The sequence below is a fragment of the Psychrobacter sp. NPDC077938 genome (assembly GCF_044542635.1).
GTDB lineage: Bacteria > Pseudomonadota > Gammaproteobacteria > Pseudomonadales > Moraxellaceae > Psychrobacter.
Map to the genome: position 1 here is coordinate 129,967 of NZ_JBITUW010000001.1, position 19,168 is coordinate 149,134.

The window sequence follows — 19,168 nt, forward strand, 5'->3', positions numbered from 1 at the left end:
CACCGTAGCCAATTGATAGAGGATTGACTATATAGCAAAATTACTCTGCATCTTGTAAATTGGCAGTCAATTGAGCACGGCTGGGTATACGGTGATAATTAATCACTGGCACATCACCCAAACGGCGCTGACCTTCAGCAATCTTTTTATCAATCGTAATTATCACAATTTTTTTATCTTGTTTGCTAACGAGCAAATGATTTGCCTTACGTGTGACTCGATAATCAGCAAAATGCTGTTTTAATATCGCTGATGTTTTTTGCAGCACATCATTCGGTGTTGCATTTTTTGATTTTGCGCCGCTATGCTTTTCGCCTACTTTTGTGCCGCGCGATTTTGCCACGAACCATAAAACTGCGATGACAGCGAACAATATGACAAGCCACCAAATACCGTCTATCATAAGTAAAAACATCCATTATTAGCAAGGGTTGGCTCATGTTAGCAGAATTATCACTAGTGTTAATAGCAGAAGTAAAACTTGCAGCACAACTACTGGCGTCGAAACAGCGTATTTGCGTTTTGACTGGAGCTGGCATTTCAGCAGAAAGCGGCATCCCAACGTTTCGAGATAAGCAAACAGGACTGTGGGAGAACTATGGTGTCGAAGACTTGGCCACCCCTGAAGCGTTCACTCGTGATCCAAAGCTGGTGTGGTCATGGTATCAGTGGCGTCGGCAAATGGTCGCAGACAAAGCACCAAATCCTGCCCATCATGCGTTGGCTCAGTGGCAGTATCATGCGCAAACCTCCGATCAGCAAGTGACACTCATCACCCAAAATGTCGATGATTTGCACGAGCAAGCTGGTAGCGCAGTGACTCACCTGCATGGTCATCTGTGGCGTAACCGCTGTGGTCAGTGTGAGACACCCTATCAAGATCAATCGAGAGCGTCGTACGACAATCAAGGCACCATGAGCTTTGATAAAACACTGCTTATCTGCCCGCATTGCGACGATTACATCAGACCAGATATTGTTTGGTTTGGCGAAGCTCTACCTGTACAGGCCTGGCAGGCTGCCGAAGATGCTGCGGCTAATTGCGAAGTGTTTATCAGTATCGGTACCTCAAGCTTGGTTTATCCGGCTGCTGGATTATCACAGCTAGCCAAACAAAACGGCGCGCAAGTTATTGAGATAAACCCCGACCCAACGCCAAATACTATCGTCGATATCACATTAGCAGAAAAGGCAGGAATCGTTTTACCACTGCTTATAGAAGAGATTACTACTTTATAAATGCTACTACTTATAAACATTGCTGCATGACAGACAATAAAAAAGGCTTAACGATTTATATAAATCATTAAGCCTTTGCTACTAAGAATAAGCTCGTTAAAGTTATTTCAATGCAAGATCAACTCTCGCCAAGTAAGCTTCTTTTAACTCATCACTGATAAATGCCGATTTAAACGAGTTTTTGACCAACGTGATAACATCGTCTTCCGTAATCGGTAAATTCTCATATAGATTGATAAAGTTTTGATTCACGTAGCCTTTGAAATACGCAGGATCATCCGAGTTAACGCTGATATTTAGACCGTAATCTAAAAGCTCTTTAATATTGTGCTCTTTATAAGTCTCAAAGACTTTTAGCTCGATATTTGAGTTCGGGCAAACCGTCAGTGGCATCTGCTCATCTTTAAGTCTTTGCATCAACTCTGGGCTTTTTATAGACTGCACACCATGATCGATTCTATTGATATTCAATAAATCTAGCGCTTCATAGATGTACGAGAAGTCTGCTTCCTCGCCTGCATGAGCGACCAACTTAAAGCCTTCTTCTTTGGCCTTTTGGAAGACTTCTTTAAATTTCGATGGTGGGTTACCCAACTCTGATGAATCCAGACCAACACCGATGATGTCGTCTTTATACTCTAGTGCTTGCTCTAATGTCTCAAACGCTTCTTCTTGCGATAAATGACGCAAGAAACACATGATGATACATGACGTGATACCGTATTTTGCTTTGGCATCTGCAAGCGCTTCTTTGATACCTGTAATGACCGCTTCAAAAGGCACGCCGCGTTCGGTATGCGTCTGCGGATCAAAGAATATCTCTGTGTGAATGACATTATCTTCAACACATTTAAGAATATATTCCCACGTCAAATCATAGAAATCATCTTTGGTAAGTAGAACGTTGGCACCCGCATAGTAAATATCTAAAAAGGTCTGCAGATTGGTGAAGTTATAAGCACTACGTACATCTTCGATATCTTTATAAGGTATTTCTACGTTGTTCTTTTTGGCCAGTCTAAACATCAGCTCAGGCTCTAGCGAACCTTCAATATGTAGATGAAGTTCAGCTTTCGGTAGTTTCTTTATTAATTCAATCATAGTATTCCAATAATGGTGTTATCGAGACGAGCCCTAGTAAATGTTGCACAGTAGGATAATCAAACTGTATATAAGGCGTTATCTGTCCCAGAAGAGTCATTTTAACACTAAAAGCATATCGCCTAAAACAAAACCCTTTGACCGTATAGATAAGCTACTTATAAAAGTAGCCTTCTTAATAAAACCGTATAAGGCGCGAACTACTTTAAAAATACCACTGTATCAGACAGCTCATTGCCTTCTGGATCGTGCTCTAAATGATAGTATTGACGTAACACTTGCCCCACTTCGTCTAGCAGTTCAGCCAAGCTCTCTTCTGTCTTTTGAGTAGCAATACCAGATACCGCCTTTTCACACATTGCATTCCATACCGTTGGACTAACGTGAGCGCTGATACCTCGGTCTGCGACAATCTCTAGTTTTCGCTCGCATATATTGACATAGATTAAGACACCCGTATTTTCTTCGGTATCCCAGACGCGATATTCGCTAAACAAATCAATCGCACGCTCACGGCAGTTCATGCGATAGGCTTCTTGGATAGGCAAATGATTTTCTACAATCAAGAACACCTCACCACGATGCCCACGCTCGGCTCGTGTCACAGCATCTGTTAAACGCGCCTTAGATTCTGTTGTTAGCCACTTACTATGTAATAAAGGGACGAACAAAACTTGACGCCACCAGCGGGCAAAACTGGGGTTTGAAGCGTTGTCTTCTACCATTATATTATTTCCTCAAGTACGTCATTTTCGATGGTTATGTAGAGTTTATTTTGTTTGCGTATGCGGAATACTTACCACGAGCCACCTGCACCGCCGCCGCCGAAACCACCGCCGCCACCGCCAAAGCCGCCGCCTCCGAAACCACCACCGCCAAAGCCGCCTCCACTGCCGCCGCCCATACCGGGTAAGAAAATTATGCCGCCTCTGCGCCCACCTTTACCGCCGCCGCCTTTTCCACCGCCACCGCCGCGTGAGATCAAAAACATCCAGATGAAGATTGCCATAATCAGCGTCATGAAGAAACCGCCGCCTAAAGCCATCGAACCTGCAAAAAACCCGCCAGCGGTAATGATAGAACCAAATACTCGGCCCAATATATTAGTAATAAAGCTACCAAAAATCATCGCCATGATAAATAAGAAAATAGGTGACGGCAGCTCGTCTGAGCTTTGCTGAGCAGTACGTTCTGCGGCTTGTGCATCAGCACGGGCTAAGACTTCAGGATCAGCAGTCAAGCGTGTTTTAAGCGCTTCAACGCCAGCGATTATCCCTGCACCATAGTTATTTTGCTTAAATAACGGCGTGATATTTTCTCGAATGACACGGTTGACTGCCGCATCAGGTAAGACACCTTCTAGTCCATAACCCGTTAGGATATACATATCACGATCATTAACAGCGACGACAATTAGCAGACCATCATCGATAGCTTCATCACCCAATTCCCACTTCTCAGCAACTTGCAAGGCATAATCAAATATTGGTACGCCATTGGTAGTTGGTACGATAACCACTGCTGCTTGTGCTAACCCCTGCTGATAGATACTTCGAAGCTGTGCTTCTAAACGTAGCTTCTCTTGGGGATTTAGGATATTGGCCTGATCAACGACTGGTTCATTGAGTATCAACTTATCAGCGTCAACGCCCTCGGCACTGGAGCGTACAGGTGGCTGAGCGGTTGTTTGGGCATTTGCTGTATCATTTGCTGTATCATTTGCTGTACTTTGGCTACCTGCGTTTTGATTGATAGCGTCGTTGCCAAGCACCGCTTCATTGATGGCATCATTATTTAAAACAGCATCATTGATTGCTTCGTTAGACTCGCCTGCTTTAGCAACGGCCACTAACTCTTCGACACTACGGTTTTGCAGATCCGAGGTGCTATCTGTCGCCACCGCTGTATCATTGGGTGCAGCATGCAATGCAGGCACGCTGACGACACCTAACGTAAACAGTAATGCTGATAAGATTGCTTTTGAATTATTCATCTAATCTATACCACCTCAGATAACATCTTTACCAATTGATAGACTCTAACTAATCATTGTCAAACCATTAGCTAAATGAACAGAGCTGCCTATGCCGCTCTGTCGTCACGTTCATTCTAAATTTTATTCAGCTGACTGTTCTGCAGAGTCGCCAAAATCAACACTTGGTGCGGTTGAAATCGCTTCTTCATTGGCCACACTAAAGTTGGGCTTAGTGTCCATCCCAAATACTTTTGCAGTGATGTTTGTTGGGAACTGACGTACCGTTGTATTGTATCCCTGCACTTCTTGAATATAGCGGTTACGAGCCACAGCAATACGGTTCTCAGTGCCTTCTAACTGTGCCTGCAAATCCTGAAACAGTGCATCTGATTTTAGATCAGGATAACGCTCAGATACAGCCATCAAACGTGACAATGCACCTGTCATCTGCTCTTGCGCTGCTGCATAACGCTCCATCGCTTCTGGATCATTAAGCACTTCTGGCGTTACCGTGATACCACCCGCACGTGAGCGAGCTTCTGCCACTTGGGTAAAGACTTCTTGCTCTTGCTCGGCATATTGCTGTACGACTTTGACTAAGTTTGGCACCAAATCAGAACGGCGCTGATACTGGTTGACCACTTCTGACCATGAAGCAGTGACCTGCTCATCTTGTGCTTGCAGGTTGTTATAGCCACAGCCACTTAGACCAACCGTAGAAGTTGTCAATAAAGCGGCTAGCAACATCGGCTTCATAATAGATTTACGCGTCATTGTTGATTCTCCTAATAATGATAAATAACAAATATCCAGTACCACATTTTTAATATTTCTAAGTTTTCTTGGTATTCATACGGCAGTCATGCACTCTATATATTGTATATCTGCGCATCACTCTATCAGCATGATATCAAAAGAAGTTGTCCTAATGATGGCGTTATATACGGCTTTTTACAATTGACCGTTACCAAAACACAACCGCATAGCGTTAACGATAACGCGTTTTTATCATGATAGATATAGAGCAAAAATTTAGCAGTCTAGCGCAATCAGACTAAATGTTATGAAAGTACAAACAATTATTTATATATTATCTAAATCTTGCTAATGTATCAGCCAAATAAAATACGAATATATCTACCGTCTATAAAGAAATTTCTAGTAATTAGTACAAAAATATGGCAAATTGCAGTTACGTAGCCGTACGGTTTGAATACATTTGGTAGTGGACTTATAGTTTGATTAGTATTAGCGAGTTTTTAATTTCTTAATAAAAACATCAATTAACTGTCAAATTATCGCTAAATACTGTCAATTCGCCATACCAGTCATGTATTTATTCAAGACAGCTCATAGTAAGTTGAATGCCATCATGGTGATGGATATTTAATTATATAACCGCCTGTTTTATCCGCCGGTCAACTTATGACTCATCTGATGTATAACATGATGATAGAAGACCGCAGTAGTTGAGGTTGTAGAATAATAGTAAACGCAGCTGATATTTATATTGTCAGTGATAAGCGCTATGCAAATAGTCCGTATTACTGACGAGATACGCGGGTAAATACAGACAACTACAGTCCATTCTTGGTGGCCAAGCACATGAGACTTAGACAACAAATAAGTCGATGCAGAGACTTTAACTGCTTAACTTAAATAAGTAAGTTAACCAGTTAGTTTACTCCTAGCAAACAGTGCCACCTTGAGACAGTACTAGGAACATAAATATGGAAGGTTTAGTTAACTTAGTAAATGGAATTATCTGGAGCCCAGCGCTGATTTATCTCTGCTTGGGTGCCGGTCTGTTCTATTCCATTATGACGCGCTTTGTACAAGTACGTCTATTCGGTGAGATGATCAAACTCCTATTCACTGGTAAATCTAGTGCACAGGGTATCTCATCATTTCAGGCACTTGCCGTCTCACTCGCCGGTCGTGTGGGTATGGGTAACATCGCTGGGGTAGCTGCTGCTATCGGCTTCGGTGGCCCAGGTGCCGTATTCTGGATGTGGATCGTAGCCTTCCTAGGCGCATCTACAGCCTATGTCGAATCTACTCTTGCTCAGATTTATAAAGAAAAAGATGTGGTAACTGGCGAATATCGCGGTGGCCCAGCTTATTACTTTGAACGTGCCCTTGGTCAAAAGTGGTACGGCATCCTCTTCGCAATCGCTTCTATTTTATCATGTGGTATGTTCTTACCTGGTGTACAGGCGAACGGTGTTATCAGTGCATTTGCACAGGTAATGGGCGAAGGTACGATCATGAACGTTGCAGGCCTAGAAGTTGGCTCTATGCGTTTGGTCGGCTTGGCTATCATCTTAGTCGTGCTAGGTATCATCATCTTTGGTGGTATTAAGCGTATTGCAACATTTACTGAGTTTGCAGTACCTTTCATGGCATTAGGTTATATTGCCCTAGCGCTAATCATCATGTTCAGCAACTTCAGCTTGATTCCAGATGTATTTGGTATGATTGTTGGTGATGCATTCACTGCACAAGCAGGTTTTGGTGCTGCTATCGGTTGGGGTGTGAAACGTGGTATCTACTCTAACGAAGCTGGTCAGGGTACAGGTCCTCACGCTGCTGCTGCTGCCGAAGTTGAGCATCCATCACAGCAGGGTCTAGTTCAGGCATTCTCAGTATATGTTGATACATTACTAGTATGTTCTGCTACTGCATTCATGATCTTATCTACTGGTATGTACAACATTCAAGGTACGCTACCAGATGGTCAGTTCATCGTACAGAACGTTGCTGCTACTACTGAAATCAATGCTCCTGCGTTCACGCAAATGGCAATGGAATCTGTATACGGTACGTTTGGTAATGCGTTTATCGCAATCGCTGTATTCTTCTTTGCCTTTACCACAATTCTGGCTTACTACTACATCGCTGAAGTCAACGTCGCTTACTTAACACGCTTCCTTGGTCGTAGTGCGAACAGAACTGGTCTATTCCTAGTGAAAGTGCTTATCATGGCGATGGTTGCTTATGGTGGTCTAAACTCAGCTGGTTATATCTGGGCAATCGGTGATATCGGTGTTGGTCTTATGGCTTGGCTTAACATTGTTGGTATTCTTGTCATCTTCATCGTGGCCCGTCCAACCCTTACTATGCTTAAAGACTATGAAGCTCAGCGTAAAGCTGGCGTCACTCGCTATAGTTTTGATCCTGCTAAATTCGGTATCAAAAACGCACCGTATTGGGAAGAGCGTCATCTGGCACAGCAGAAAAGCATGAACGCTGATCCATTACGTAAAGATAAAGTGTAAGTCGATTTAATAAGATTGCTCCTTAGTCTTATTGAATAAAAAAAAGCCCGAGACCATGTTCTCGGGCTTTTTTGTTTGAATGTTTTTCTATACCGTTACAGAATAGCTTACCGAAAAAACATCAAAGTCCACGTTCATACGAGCTGATTCAATACTCCAAAACTACCTTTTATTTTCTAAAGTTAATCTGCATTTGAAACAACATATAACTGATATTTTGTATTTTGCCTGCCTTTGTATAGAGCTTACTTTGATATTTTATAGCCTTATTTTAATTAGGTAGCCGCACACGTATAGTTAACCCATAGCTTATCTCATCGCTTAAACTTCTGCGCCTTAACTTCCCTATTCTTGATTTCTGCGTTCTTAATTCATAGACGTAAAAAAGCCTAGCGCGATGGCTAGGCTTTCTTTAACTAACTTGTAGATTCAAAACCTACAAACTAAGAAATAGCTTATTCAGGCATTAACACTGCATCGATAGTGTGAACTACACCATTGGTTGCCATAATATCTGTACCAGTGATATTTGCTGTGTTACCAGTAGCATCAGTAATTACGTTGTCTTCACTGATAGTAATGGTTTTACCGTTCGCTGTTTCGATCTCAGTACCGTATGGGATATCAGCCGCTTTAACTTCCATTGCTAGTACATGGTAAGGAAGGACCGTTTTTAGCAAGTCTGTATTGGCCAATAACTCTTCTTTAGTCACGCCTAGTTTTTCTAGTACTGGAGCAAACGCATCATCAGTTGGGGCAAATACAGTATGCTTAGTTTCTTCCATTAGCATAGTATCAAGACCAGCAGCCTGTAGCGCAGCGGTTAAAATAGTTAGATTTTCGTTTTCTGCTGCGATTTCAGCGATAGTTTGAGTCGCTTCCATGTCCATTTCGGCCATTGGCTCTGCTTCAACAGCTTCTGTCTCAGCAACTGGCTCAACTGCCATTTCTTCAGTCGCTTCTGGTTCAGTTGGCTCTGCAACAGTCTCAGTGTCATTACACGCTGCTAGTGACATGGCTGCAGTTACAACTGCGATAGATAACAAGTTCTTCTTTAACATAGGTAATTCCTTTTTGGATAAATAATTGATTAAGAGATTTATTTAAATTAATAACTTTCGATAAATATAATGGCGACCAATGATTGATAAATGTATCAATTACTTAGTCATACTATTTAGTCCGTTATATTGATAGTTCTCAGTCTAACTGTTTAATTTTCAAATGGTATTTACTTAGGTAGCAACACTGTATCAATCACGTATATAGCATTGTTTGCTTGTATATCAGTTATTGCGATATTTGAGACAAAATGATGTGGATTAACTATTTTCGGATTTTTATTTAGAAAATTCTAACCTAAATAGGAACTTATATAGATAAAGCTCTAAAGTCTAAAACAGCCATTGTCTAATAGTGAAATCATCACAAACAATGGCTGCTTAGTCTTATAATAAATACAGTTGGTATGCCTCAGTTAATACTTATTTAGGCAACAATACTCTATCGATTACATGGACGACACCATTGTTAGCAGCGATGTCAGTCTTCACGATGTTGGTTGTGCGACCATTCTCATCCATTAGTTTGCCTTCCTTAGTCACCATGAGCGTGTTTTTGCTAGCGGTCATTACGTTACCAGGCTTCACATCTTTGGCATACATAGCCATATCACCAGCGACTACGTGATAACCCAATACTTTGGTCAATAGTGGCTTATTAGCAAATAACTGTGCTTTGGTCATACCTGTTTCTTGCAATGCTTGCATAAAGGCAGCATTGGTCGGTGCAAATACCGTATAGTGGGCGTTAGGATCAGACAACATATCGACTAGACCTGCTGCTTGTACCGCTTCTACCAATACTGAAAAATCAGGATTGCTTTGAGCAACTTGTACAACATTCATCTTAGCCATACTCTGACTGTGCATTGGTGCTTTCATATCACTTGTCTTCGCTGGCATCATATTATTACAAGCACTTAGACCTGCGATTGAGATAGCCAATGTACCGATGGTGGCAATTTTAGTAAGTTTCATAACATTTTCCTTAATGATTTGAATTTCTTTGACGTTGGTATTGTTTCAACTATGATATTACTGTCTTACAGATCATCCTGCCCGCTAATGCCATTTGCTCACTGTACTGCACTGCACTGCTAATACCGATACTTTTGATACCAGTTATTGCTAATAAATGAGCCTGTATTTATAAGTAGGACTTACTAAGACCTTGTATTTCTGAAATTAAATTAACATGTAAACAATCTTTATCAACCTGCCTTTGCGCAATTTTTTGTGGTATGGATGTAAATTCTGTCTGAATTCTGAGCATTCCCGTTGGCTTTCATTTGCAAAAGAAAAGCTTTATGTAAGCCCTTAGCGAAATGATATTCATTTGTGCGTATCTGCTTTATGAAATAGACTCTAATACCTTGATTTGTTACTTAGCTCTCCTCTTATTTATCTATTGCCAAAGAGGAATATGCAGTATCCCTATGTAGCAAACTTTTCATGCTAAAATAATGCAAATTTGCGGTCCTCTTCGTGAGACTCTGCACGCTACTGGTTTGTTATTCCTTCTTTTTTTAATAATTACGATATAAGCAGCACACCTATGATTCCAACGACGACCTCACCAACCGATTCTCATACCGATACCGCCTCTAGTTCCTCATCCGCTAATGACTTTATATTAACGCCGCCTGCTGTGTTTCCATTTAAAGAGCAGCAGCTAACCGCACGTGCCCGTATCACTGAGCAGATGGCATCACGCATTTTGATGTTAGACGGTGCGATGGGTACGCAGATTCAGACCTATAAACTAGAAGAAGTGGATTATCGTGGTGAGCGTTTTGCTGATATCGACCAAGATGTACGCGGCAATAACGATCTGCTGGTACTGACTCAGCCACATATGATTAAAGACATTCATCACGATCATCTGCTAGCGGGCGCTGATATCATCGAGACCAATACCTTTAACGGTACGCGTCTGTCGATGGCTGACTATGACATGCAGTATCTAGTGCCAGAACTGAACAGGACGGCGGCCAAGATTGCTCGAGAAGCTGCTGATGAATTTACCGCAAAAACGCCTGAGAAACCGCGCTTCGTTGCGGGCGTCGTGGGTCCGACGTCACGCACATGCTCGCTATCGCCTGATGTCAATGATCCTGCATTTCGTAATATTACCTTTGACGAGTTGGTACTCAACTACCGTGAAGCGACCTTGTGCCTGATAGAAGGCGGCGTCGATATTATTTTGATTGAGACAATCTTTGATACGCTCAATGCCAAAGCGGCGATATTTGCGATCACTGGTGTGTTTGACGATATTGGCTTTGAATTGCCAATTATGATTTCAGGTACGATTACCGACGCGTCAGGTCGCACGTTATCGGGACAAACGGCAGAGGCGTTTTATAACTCTATCCGCCATGCCAAGCCATTGTCTGTTGGCTTTAACTGTGCGCTAGGTGCTGATGCGCTGCGTCCGCACATTCAAACGCTATCGAACATCGCTGATACTTACGTCTCTGCGCATCCAAACGCTGGTCTGCCCAATGAGTTTGGTGAGTATGACGAAACTGCTGAAGAAACGGCTGCCTTACTTGAAGGTTTTGCCAAAGCAGGTATCTTAAACATCGTGGGCGGCTGCTGTGGTACGACGCCTGAACATATCCGTCAAATCGCCAAAGTCGTGGCTAACTATGCGCCGCGTATCATCCCTGAGATAGCGCCTGCCTGCCGCTTGTCAGGACTCGAACCATTTACCATCAACTCTGATAGCTTGTTTGTCAATGTCGGTGAGCGTACCAACGTCACAGGCTCCAAAAAGTTCTTACGTTTGATTAAAACTGAAGCCTATACCGAAGCACTCGATGTCGCTCGCGATCAAGTCGAAGGCGGCGCGCAGATCGTCGATATCAATATGGACGAAGGCATGCTTGATTCCAAGCAAGCGATGATTCATTTCGTCAACTTAGTTTCAGGCGAGCCAGATATCAGCCGTGTACCACTGATGATTGACTCGTCTAAATGGGACATTATCGAAGAAGGTCTAAAGCGTACGCAGGGTAAATCGGTCGTTAACTCTATCTCATTAAAAGAAGGTCATGCTGAGTTCGTTGAACGTGCAAAATTATGCATGCGTTATGGTGCCGCGATTATCGTCATGGCATTTGATGAAGACGGACAGGCTGACACTTACGAGCGCAAGATTGAAATATCTAAGCGCAGCTACGACGTACTGGTCAATGAAGTGGGCTTCCCATCAGAAGACATTATCTTTGACCCAAATATCTTTGCCGTCGCCACAGGTATCACCGAGCACAACAACTACGGTGCTGACTTTATCAATGCCACACGTTGGATTACGGAAAATCTACCGAACGCGATGGTCTCGGGCGGCGTATCCAATGTCTCGTTTAGTTTCCGTGGTAACCCAATCCGTGAAGCGATCAACTCCGTATTCTTATACCACGCGATCAAAAACGGTCTGACCATGGGTATCGTCAACCCAGCCATGCTTGAGCTGTACGATGATATTCCAAAGGAAGCCCGTGACGCTATCGAAGACGTCATGCTCAATCGCAATCAAGGTGAAACTGGTCAAGATGCCACTGAACGTCTAATGACCGTCGCTGAAAACTACCAAGATGGCGGCAAGAAAAAAGACAGTACTGTCGATATGAGCTGGCGCGAAGGCACGGTAGAAGAACGCATCGCCCACGCACTGGTCAAAGGCGTGACGACCTTTATCGAAGCGGATACCAAAGAAGCATGGGAGAAGTACCCTAGACCGCTAGAAGTCATCGAAGGCCCACTGATGGACGGTATGAATATCGTCGGTGACCTATTCGGTGCAGGTAAGATGTTCCTACCGCAAGTCGTAAAATCTGCCCGCGTGATGAAGCAATCTGTCGCATGGCTAAACCCGTATATCGAAGCGGAAAAAGTCGAAGGCGAAGTCAAAGGTAAAATCCTAATGGCAACCGTCAAAGGTGACGTGCATGATATCGGCAAAAATATCGTCGGCGTGGTACTTGGCTGTAATGGCTACGACATTGTCGATTTGGGTGTGATGGTCCCTTGTGAAAAAATCCTCGATACCGCCATTGCAGAAAAAGTCGATATCATCGGCCTGTCTGGTTTGATTACCCCAAGTCTCGATGAAATGGTCTATGTCGCCAAGCAAATGCAAGAGCGCGGCATGACGCTACCATTGATGATTGGCGGTGCCACGACGTCGAAAGCGCATACTGCGGTCAAGGTCGAGCCGCAATATCAAAACGATGGCGTCATCTATGTATCGGATGCTTCACGCTCCGTCGGTGTGGTGACCAAATTGCTATCAAAAGAGCATCGTCAAGCGCTGATCGATGAGACACGTGAAGACTATGCCAAGGTACGTGAGCGTCTGGCCAAGCGTCAGCCAAAAGCGGCCAAAGTCACCTATGCCGAATCGGTCAAGATTGGCTTTCAGTATGATTGGGAAACCTATTTGCCACCAGTGCCAAATAAGCTAGGACAAGTGATATTGGATGACTATCCAATCGCGAATCTGCTACCTTATATTGACTGGACACCATTCTTTATCTCTTGGGGTCTGACAGGTAAATACCCGAAAATATTGCAAGATGATGTGGTTGGTGAAGCAGCTCGCGATCTATTTGAAAATGCAGAAGAGCTGCTACAAAAGATGATTGATGAGAAATCAATCGTAGCCAAAGGTGTGTTTAAACTCATGCCCGCTCGCCGTACTGGTGCAGATACGGTCACCGTCTATGACGATGCGCCTGCTGATGGCGGCAAACCGACTTACCAGTTTGAACACTTACGTCAGCAAAGCGACAAAGCTAGTGGCAAGCCAAACTTTAGCTTGGCAGACTTTATCTCGCCATCAGAGACACATACCGATCACTTGGGCGGCTTTACCGTCTCTATCGTCGGTACAGAAGCACTCGCTGAGCAATACAAAGCGGCAGGTGATGACTATAATGCCATTATGGTACAGGCGCTGTCTGACCGCTTAGCCGAAGCCTTTGCCGAGCATCTACATGAGCTCATCCGTAAAGAGTATTGGGGCTATCAGCCGACTGAGTCACTCACCAATGATGAGATGATTAAAGAGAAATACGTAGGCATCCGCCCTGCACCTGGCTACCCTGCCTGTCCTGAGCATACCGAAAAAGGCAAGTTGTTTGATTGGCTAGGTACGGTAGATGCAATCGGTACGACGTTGACCGAAAGCTATGCGATGTGGCCTGCGTCATCGGTCAGCGGATTCTATTACTCACATCCTGACAGTGAATACTTCAATGTCGGTAAAATCAGTCGTGACCAGTTAGAAAGTTATGCTGAGCGTAAAGGCTGGGATATGAAAACAGCTGAGAAGTGGTTAAATCCGAACTTGTAGTTGATTAGCTAATGCAATTATAGAAACCTAATAGTTCTTTTTTGGCTTACTTATTTAATATAAGTAAGCCATTTTTTATGGCAGTCTATTTTGCCTACCCTCAGCAAACTTATCGCTACGTTCATAGCAAAATACTTTTATCATTTACTGACAAGAACCATGCTAGATTATTGTCTACTTTATTATTTTGAGACAGGCTATGAATCAGATTGCATTACTTTCTAGTTGGATTGGCAAAACCTTTGCAATCTGGGCATTGGTCAGTGCTGTTCTGGGATTTATTCTTCCTGAATTTTTTGCCTCGTTGGCTTTTTTGATCGTTCCTATACTTGGCATCATTATGTTTGGGATGGGCATGACGCTCAAAACGGAAGATTTCCTAGAGATTGTCAAACGCCCCAAGCCTGTACTGGTTGGACTATTAGCACAATTCACGCTAATGCCTCTCATTGCTTACTTGTTGACAGTGATTTTCAACCTTGATCCTTTAATAGCAGTCGGTGTTATTTTGGTTGGTTGTTGCCCGGGCGGCACGTCGAGTAACGTGATTACGTTCTTGGCAAAAGGCAATGTGGCGCTGAGTGTGGCGATTACCTCTATCTCCACCCTACTTGCGCCCTTTCTAACCCCTATTCTATTAAACGTATTTGCCGGTCAGCTGATCGACATCGACCTAGCCAGTATGATGATGACCATTACGAAAATCGTAATCTTGCCCATATTACTGGGTGTTATCTTCCATAAGTTTTTAGGTAAAAAAATCGAGTTTGTCACCGAGGTATTACCGATGGTGTCGGTATTGGGTATCTCTATTATCATCACGGCAGTGGTCGCAGTGTCTAAAACAACCATCTTAGATAGTGGTGCGATCGTCTTTATTGTCGTTGCTCTACACAATATGACTGGTTATACCTTGGGATATGTCATTGCTCGCTTGTCTGGCTTTACGGAGAAACAACGCCGCGCCATTATGGTGGAAGTGGGTATGCAAAACTCTGGTCTGGGCGCTGCCCTTGCGGCAACTTATTTCAATCCTGTCGCAGCCTTACCTAGTGCGATATTTAGTGTCTGGCATAACTTTAGTGGTGCGTTGGTTGCGAATATTTTTGCTAAGAGAGATGCTAAATAAGTAATGGTTTTATGGCTTGCGGCTTGGTTATAGGTGCTTTAATTTTTAGTAAGAAGAATGACGAGAAATGGTTAAATCCGAATTTGTAGAGATGGTTTTAGCTAAGGCTTCTTAGAAAAATATTTGAGGTGAGATTGATTGCTTAAATAACCAATCTCGCTTTTGCTTGTATCTGCTTATACACTTCAAACAACTGTGTTTGACCGTAACATTTCTTCTCTTCTGCTAACCATTGTAGTTTGACACTGACCGTTGACCATACTCACTAAAAATCTACTTAGCTGAGTTTCTGGCGGCAGAATTCAGTAAGATTAGAAATCACCTACTCTTCTGCAGCGCAGTAAATTGAAGTAATTCCTGTATTTGGTGTGATTTAGGGTTATATATAAACTCATTATCAAAGTAATTTTCTACGCGGTTATACATAAACAGATCACCTATCACTAGTGAATTAAACTGATTGCCATTCAGTTTTTGTTGCTCTAAATCTTTCAATAAGCTTTCTGGCAAGTCGCTCATCACGAAATCAGATATTACTAATACATCTGATTTTTCATATTTTTCAGTTTCTAATAGTTTTATCGCATAACGAAGTGCTGGAGCAACATCCGTACCCCCATGAAATGACTGACTAAGGAAACCTGTCAATTCAGCTATACCCGTTGTACCAGTTACTTCAAACGTTTCTATATTAGTAGAAAAATTAATAACAAAACATGGTCTATTTTGGTTTTTAGCTTTAACCCCCAAGAAAAGAGTAACTGCTTTTGCAATGCTCTCTGGTGTACCTTGCATGGAACCACTTGTATCAACGCATAGTATCATCGGACCTAGCTTTTCTTCTGTCTCTTTTTCTACTTCAACAGTTATTTCTACTTCTGTCTTCTGATATGCCAACCCTTGTAACTCAAAGCAAAGCAACTTCGCTTCTAGATACTTTAAATCAAAAAGAATTGCTGTATCTGGGTCTGACATTAGAGCAAGTTCAGACGGTAGCGCATGCTCTAAATCTTTGGCTAAACGTAAACCAATAATCTCTTCTTTCGAATTGCTATCGACGATTGGTGTTTGTAACTCGATAGTTTGCTGTACACGCTCTATTTCACTTGTGTGTTCTATTTGGCGCATTTTACCCAATAAGTCCGATATTTTCTTAATGCCCTCATCATTTTGTAAGTAATTTAACCAACGCTTGAGAACATCAATATTCTGCTTACTTAAACTACCTAAACTGTCATCAAACCAAACACCTAGTTCAAATCCGAACTCACATAGGTTTTGGTCCAGCTGTTTTATTAACTCCATCCATTCAATTAACTGCTCTAAAAACTGGTCGCGTCGTAATTGCAACTCTTCTAATTGCCAACGTGCTTGGGCGACATCCAAATGCTTTTGCCATTCATGTAGCAAAAGTTGAAAGTGTGGCTTTTTGTCACTTGTTTGCTTTGAGGTGTCTTTGTTCTCTTCTAAAGCTTTCTTCCAATAAGATAAGTTTGCAGGAACACCAACCTCTAAGCAGAAACTTAAATACTCTTCGACAGCTTTCGGGTTCAATTCATGTGAGTCTTTAGTATAAAAATCAAGCCACTGGGTCAATTGACTCTGATGCTCAGAAAATATGTCTTGTTGTAAGATTTCTAATTTAGTTTTATATTGCCAATCCTCTATTTGGGCAGTGACTTGTCGGGATATATCATTTTGACTGTATAAATACGCATATTTTTTTTTGACAACTTCTTCAATGATATTTTTACCGTGGGTTGAGAAGCCTAGCGACATAACGCCTCCAGACGCTCACAGTCTGCAATTCGTAATTTAAGCTGCTCTACCTGTTTAGTTATTCCTGTTATAGCAGTACCAACCTCTTCTTCCGTCACAAAAGGACTAGCAAGATGTTTCTTATATTTGATAGACTTTTCTTCTACTTGCTTTAGAACTTCGGTTAATTCTTGGCGGATATCTTTTACAGACTTTGCTAATGAGCTAACTAACCTTTTATTTATGTTTTTCTTTTTATCACCTTTCTTACACAAAATATTTGGACGAAAAGTAAAACTATTATAGTTATTATATCCGCGATTACTAAATGTTAACTCACAGCTACCTTGACCTCCAAATGTTCCTTGAATATCATTAAATAAGTTACCTGACTCATCGACTACATTAAATTCTTCATGAGTTTTAAATTTATCAGCAGGAATATAAAGTTTAAAAATTTTACTCTCGTCCTGATATCTCTCGTATCCTTTGCGTGTAAATGTGGCAGTAACTTCAAAGTAATCCTTATCGTTATTCAGTTGAACTACATCATAAATATCTTTAGAGTAATAAAGCTCTTTATTTACCTCATTATCCAGTGTTTCTTTCTCTTGATCGAGTTTGGCTAGATTAATATCAGTATCAAATCCACAACTTTCAATTGTACTCGTCACAATATTTTGTACCGCTCCTCGATTATCCATTGTCGTCCACAGACAGTATTTCAGCAATAACGCATCGCTATGATTCGTCTCCGTACGCCCATTGCAAAACGCTGAAGCTTTTAGTAGCATTGCGGCTCGTTGCCAACGGCGATCAGATACATAAACTTCCAGCTCTTCTGACTTTGAGATCAGCTTTTGTCGTATGTACTTGATCACCAATAAGGTATCATCGCTTAACGTCACTGACTGTAGGCTATTGCGCCATTCTTCTATCTCATCATAACTAATAATTAGGTCAGGACTAACAGATGGGCTTTCAGAACTGAGTCTGCTGTTTATTAGATGATTAAAATTATTCTCTTGCTCGATAGGTGGTACAAATAACCGAATCACAAAACGATCATAAAGTGCTTCTAACCCTTGGTTTGGTGGTGGTACTTCATTAGAGGCAGCAATCAAGGACTTCAATGGTACTTTAATGATTTCTTTACCATTTCTGAAAGTATGCTCATTAATGATAGTCAATAAATTATTCAAAATTGCTGGACTAGACTTCCAAATCTCATCTAAAAATGCGAAATCTGCGGTTGGTAAGTAATCGTCAATTTGGCGAATATAACGATCTTCTTTTAACTCTTTGATAGACACAGGACCAAATATCTCTTCTGGCGTACTAAAACGATTCATTAAATATTCAAAATATTTAGGAACCTCAAAGGCAGCTGTCAGTCTTCTTGATATTAGACTTTTTGCTGTACCAGGTGGACCTAATAAGAAAGTGTTATGTCCTGTAATAGCACCTAGCAAAGCAATTGCCATGGTTTGATTACGCTCGTACATATCAGCAGTTAACTCTTCCAATAGCTTTGATATACGTGCTTGAATATTTAAATTTACATCGTTTAGTTTTTGAGTCTTATTCGCCATATTTATTCAATGTCCCATTGATTGTATTAAAAGTTATTTAAATTTTTAGCTGCTATATGGTCACAACTGAATTATAAGTGGTTCTCAAATGAGAGTTAAGTACATCATTAATGCAAATGAAATACCGATAGATAATAATAAGCGTGCTATTAACTTAGGAAAATAGAAACATTAAGTAGGGCTTGCTTTAACTTTAGCACCTATCAATCTAGCTATCCTATGTTCTGATTCTTCCTACTCCGCCGACACCGCTCAGAACAATAAATTACCTGTTCCCAATCCTTCTCCCACTTCTTACGCCACGTAAATGGGCGCTGGCAGACGGGGCAGGTTTTTTGCGGTAGGTTTACCTTTTTATGTGCCATCGTCTGCTCCCTTATGTCTACATAGCTCTATTTCATTACTAACGACTACTTATCTTCTTTTTGATGATCTAGCCCTTCATACTTTTTCACCCGTCGGCATTGGTCGGAGCAATAGACCATGCTCTCCCAGTTTTTATCCAGCTTCTTCGTCCAACTAAATTCGCGCTCGCAGACAGGGCAAAGTTTTTTGCGGACGTTCTTTTTTTTGTGCGCCATAATTTTCTCATTGGTTTGATATAGTCGATTCACTACCATCGGATACGGTGTCAGTCTTGCTTAACCTACTGTTTGTAGCACTTTTACTCGCTGTC

Annotated in this window: 15 protein-coding genes; 4 read left to right on the forward strand and 11 right to left on the reverse strand. The window is 41.9% G+C overall.

Annotated elements, in window-relative coordinates; all coding sequences use genetic code 11:
• Nucleotides 1-40: 40 nt before the first annotated feature.
• Nucleotides 41-403 (reverse strand): hypothetical protein, encoded by a 363-nt coding sequence (locus tag ACIGBM_RS00655; protein WP_397476431.1) that lies wholly within the window; start codon nucleotides 401-403, stop codon nucleotides 41-43.
• Between the two features lie 35 nt (nucleotides 404-438).
• Here ACIGBM_RS00655 and ACIGBM_RS00660 point away from each other — a divergent pair, with 35 nt between their 5' ends.
• On the forward strand, nucleotides 439-1,239 hold the full coding sequence (locus tag ACIGBM_RS00660; protein WP_397476432.1) for an SIR2 family NAD-dependent protein deacylase: 801 nt from the start codon (nucleotides 439-441) through the stop codon (nucleotides 1,237-1,239).
• Nucleotides 1,240-1,341: 102 nt separating this feature from the next.
• On the opposite strand, the gene ACIGBM_RS00665 is transcribed toward ACIGBM_RS00660, so the two are convergent.
• From ACIGBM_RS00665 to ACIGBM_RS00680, 4 genes are all read right to left on the reverse strand, one after another.
• Nucleotides 1,342-2,340 (reverse strand): adenosine deaminase, encoded by a 999-nt coding sequence (locus ACIGBM_RS00665; RefSeq protein WP_397476433.1) that lies wholly within the window; start codon nucleotides 2,338-2,340, stop codon nucleotides 1,342-1,344.
• 200 nt (nucleotides 2,341-2,540) lie between these two features.
• A complete protein-coding gene (locus tag ACIGBM_RS00670) occupies nucleotides 2,541-3,065 on the reverse strand; it encodes a TPM domain-containing protein (RefSeq protein ID WP_102078696.1) in 525 nt (174 codons plus the stop codon).
• Nucleotides 3,066-3,136: 71 nt separating this feature from the next.
• Complete coding sequence (locus ACIGBM_RS00675; protein ID WP_397476434.1) at nucleotides 3,137-4,333, reverse strand: TPM domain-containing protein; 1,197 nt, start codon at nucleotides 4,331-4,333, stop codon at nucleotides 3,137-3,139.
• A 123-nt stretch (nucleotides 4,334-4,456) separates the two neighbouring features.
• Nucleotides 4,457-5,089 (reverse strand): LemA family protein, encoded by a 633-nt coding sequence (locus ACIGBM_RS00680; RefSeq protein WP_397476435.1) that lies wholly within the window; start codon nucleotides 5,087-5,089, stop codon nucleotides 4,457-4,459.
• A 956-nt stretch (nucleotides 5,090-6,045) separates the two neighbouring features.
• On the opposite strand from ACIGBM_RS00680, the gene ACIGBM_RS00685 reads away from it, so the two are divergent.
• Complete coding sequence (locus ACIGBM_RS00685) at nucleotides 6,046-7,593, forward strand: sodium:alanine symporter family protein (protein ID WP_201569401.1); 1,548 nt, start codon at nucleotides 6,046-6,048, stop codon at nucleotides 7,591-7,593.
• A 455-nt stretch (nucleotides 7,594-8,048) separates the two neighbouring features.
• On the opposite strand, the gene ACIGBM_RS00690 is transcribed toward ACIGBM_RS00685, so the two are convergent.
• On the reverse strand, nucleotides 8,049-8,654 hold the full coding sequence (locus tag ACIGBM_RS00690) for a fasciclin domain-containing protein (RefSeq protein ID WP_057758535.1): 606 nt from the start codon (nucleotides 8,652-8,654) through the stop codon (nucleotides 8,049-8,051).
• Nucleotides 8,655-9,077: 423 nt separating this feature from the next.
• The gene (locus tag ACIGBM_RS00695) at nucleotides 9,078-9,632 is read right to left on the reverse strand and encodes a fasciclin domain-containing protein (RefSeq protein ID WP_397476436.1); all 555 of its coding nucleotides are present in this window, start codon (nucleotides 9,630-9,632) and stop codon (nucleotides 9,078-9,080) included.
• A 577-nt stretch (nucleotides 9,633-10,209) separates the two neighbouring features.
• Between ACIGBM_RS00695 and metH the strand changes: the two genes are divergently transcribed.
• The gene (metH, locus tag ACIGBM_RS00700; protein ID WP_397476437.1) at nucleotides 10,210-14,013 is read left to right on the forward strand and encodes a methionine synthase; all 3,804 of its coding nucleotides are present in this window, start codon (nucleotides 10,210-10,212) and stop codon (nucleotides 14,011-14,013) included.
• Between the two features lie 199 nt (nucleotides 14,014-14,212).
• Nucleotides 14,213-15,142, forward strand: a complete 930-nt coding sequence (locus tag ACIGBM_RS00705; RefSeq protein ID WP_397476438.1) for a bile acid:sodium symporter family protein — start codon at nucleotides 14,213-14,215, stop codon at nucleotides 15,140-15,142.
• Nucleotides 15,143-15,460: 318 nt separating this feature from the next.
• On the opposite strand, the gene ACIGBM_RS00710 is transcribed toward ACIGBM_RS00705, so the two are convergent.
• The 4 genes from ACIGBM_RS00710 to ACIGBM_RS00725 form a co-directional block, all read right to left on the reverse strand.
• On the reverse strand, nucleotides 15,461-16,921 hold the full coding sequence (locus tag ACIGBM_RS00710; RefSeq protein WP_397476439.1) for a VWA domain-containing protein: 1,461 nt from the start codon (nucleotides 16,919-16,921) through the stop codon (nucleotides 15,461-15,463).
• Complete coding sequence (locus ACIGBM_RS00715; protein ID WP_397476440.1) at nucleotides 16,912-18,492, reverse strand: AAA family ATPase; 1,581 nt, start codon at nucleotides 18,490-18,492, stop codon at nucleotides 16,912-16,914. The genes ACIGBM_RS00710 and ACIGBM_RS00715 overlap by 10 nt, the downstream gene beginning before the upstream one ends.
• A 212-nt stretch (nucleotides 18,493-18,704) precedes the next feature.
• Nucleotides 18,705-18,857 carry a DUF2256 domain-containing protein gene (locus ACIGBM_RS00720; protein ID WP_397476441.1) on the reverse strand — a complete coding sequence of 51 codons (153 nt, stop codon included), beginning with the start codon at nucleotides 18,855-18,857 and terminating at the stop codon, nucleotides 18,705-18,707.
• Nucleotides 18,858-18,902: 45 nt separating this feature from the next.
• Entirely contained in the window at nucleotides 18,903-19,073 is a 171-nt protein-coding gene (locus ACIGBM_RS00725; protein WP_010196547.1) for a DUF2256 domain-containing protein, read from the reverse strand.
• Between the last annotated feature and the right edge of the window lie 95 nt (nucleotides 19,074-19,168).

Coding starts and splice junctions, on each gene's coding strand:
- ACIGBM_RS00715 (WP_397476440.1), bottom strand. CDS start 18,492: ATGGCGAATAAGACTCAAAAACTAAACGATGTAAATTTAAATATTCAA.
- ACIGBM_RS00660 (WP_397476432.1), top strand. CDS start 439: ATGTTAGCAGAATTATCACTAGTGTTAATAGCAGAAGTAAAACTTGCA.
- ACIGBM_RS00720 (WP_397476441.1), bottom strand. CDS start 18,857: ATGGCACATAAAAAGGTAAACCTACCGCAAAAAACCTGCCCCGTCTGC.
- ACIGBM_RS00695 (WP_397476436.1), bottom strand. CDS start 9,632: ATGAAACTTACTAAAATTGCCACCATCGGTACATTGGCTATCTCAATC.
- ACIGBM_RS00665 (WP_397476433.1), bottom strand. CDS start 2,340: ATGATTGAATTAATAAAGAAACTACCGAAAGCTGAACTTCATCTACAT.
- ACIGBM_RS00655 (WP_397476431.1), bottom strand. CDS start 403: ATGATAGACGGTATTTGGTGGCTTGTCATATTGTTCGCTGTCATCGCA.
- ACIGBM_RS00710 (WP_397476439.1), bottom strand. CDS start 16,921: ATGTCGCTAGGCTTCTCAACCCACGGTAAAAATATCATTGAAGAAGTT.
- metH (WP_397476437.1), top strand. CDS start 10,210: ATGATTCCAACGACGACCTCACCAACCGATTCTCATACCGATACCGCC.
- ACIGBM_RS00690 (WP_057758535.1), bottom strand. CDS start 8,654: ATGTTAAAGAAGAACTTGTTATCTATCGCAGTTGTAACTGCAGCCATG.
- ACIGBM_RS00675 (WP_397476434.1), bottom strand. CDS start 4,333: ATGAATAATTCAAAAGCAATCTTATCAGCATTACTGTTTACGTTAGGT.
- ACIGBM_RS00680 (WP_397476435.1), bottom strand. CDS start 5,089: ATGACGCGTAAATCTATTATGAAGCCGATGTTGCTAGCCGCTTTATTG.
- ACIGBM_RS00685 (WP_201569401.1), top strand. CDS start 6,046: ATGGAAGGTTTAGTTAACTTAGTAAATGGAATTATCTGGAGCCCAGCG.
- ACIGBM_RS00725 (WP_010196547.1), bottom strand. CDS start 19,073: ATGGCGCACAAAAAAAAGAACGTCCGCAAAAAACTTTGCCCTGTCTGC.
- ACIGBM_RS00670 (WP_102078696.1), bottom strand. CDS start 3,065: ATGGTAGAAGACAACGCTTCAAACCCCAGTTTTGCCCGCTGGTGGCGT.
- ACIGBM_RS00705 (WP_397476438.1), top strand. CDS start 14,213: ATGAATCAGATTGCATTACTTTCTAGTTGGATTGGCAAAACCTTTGCA.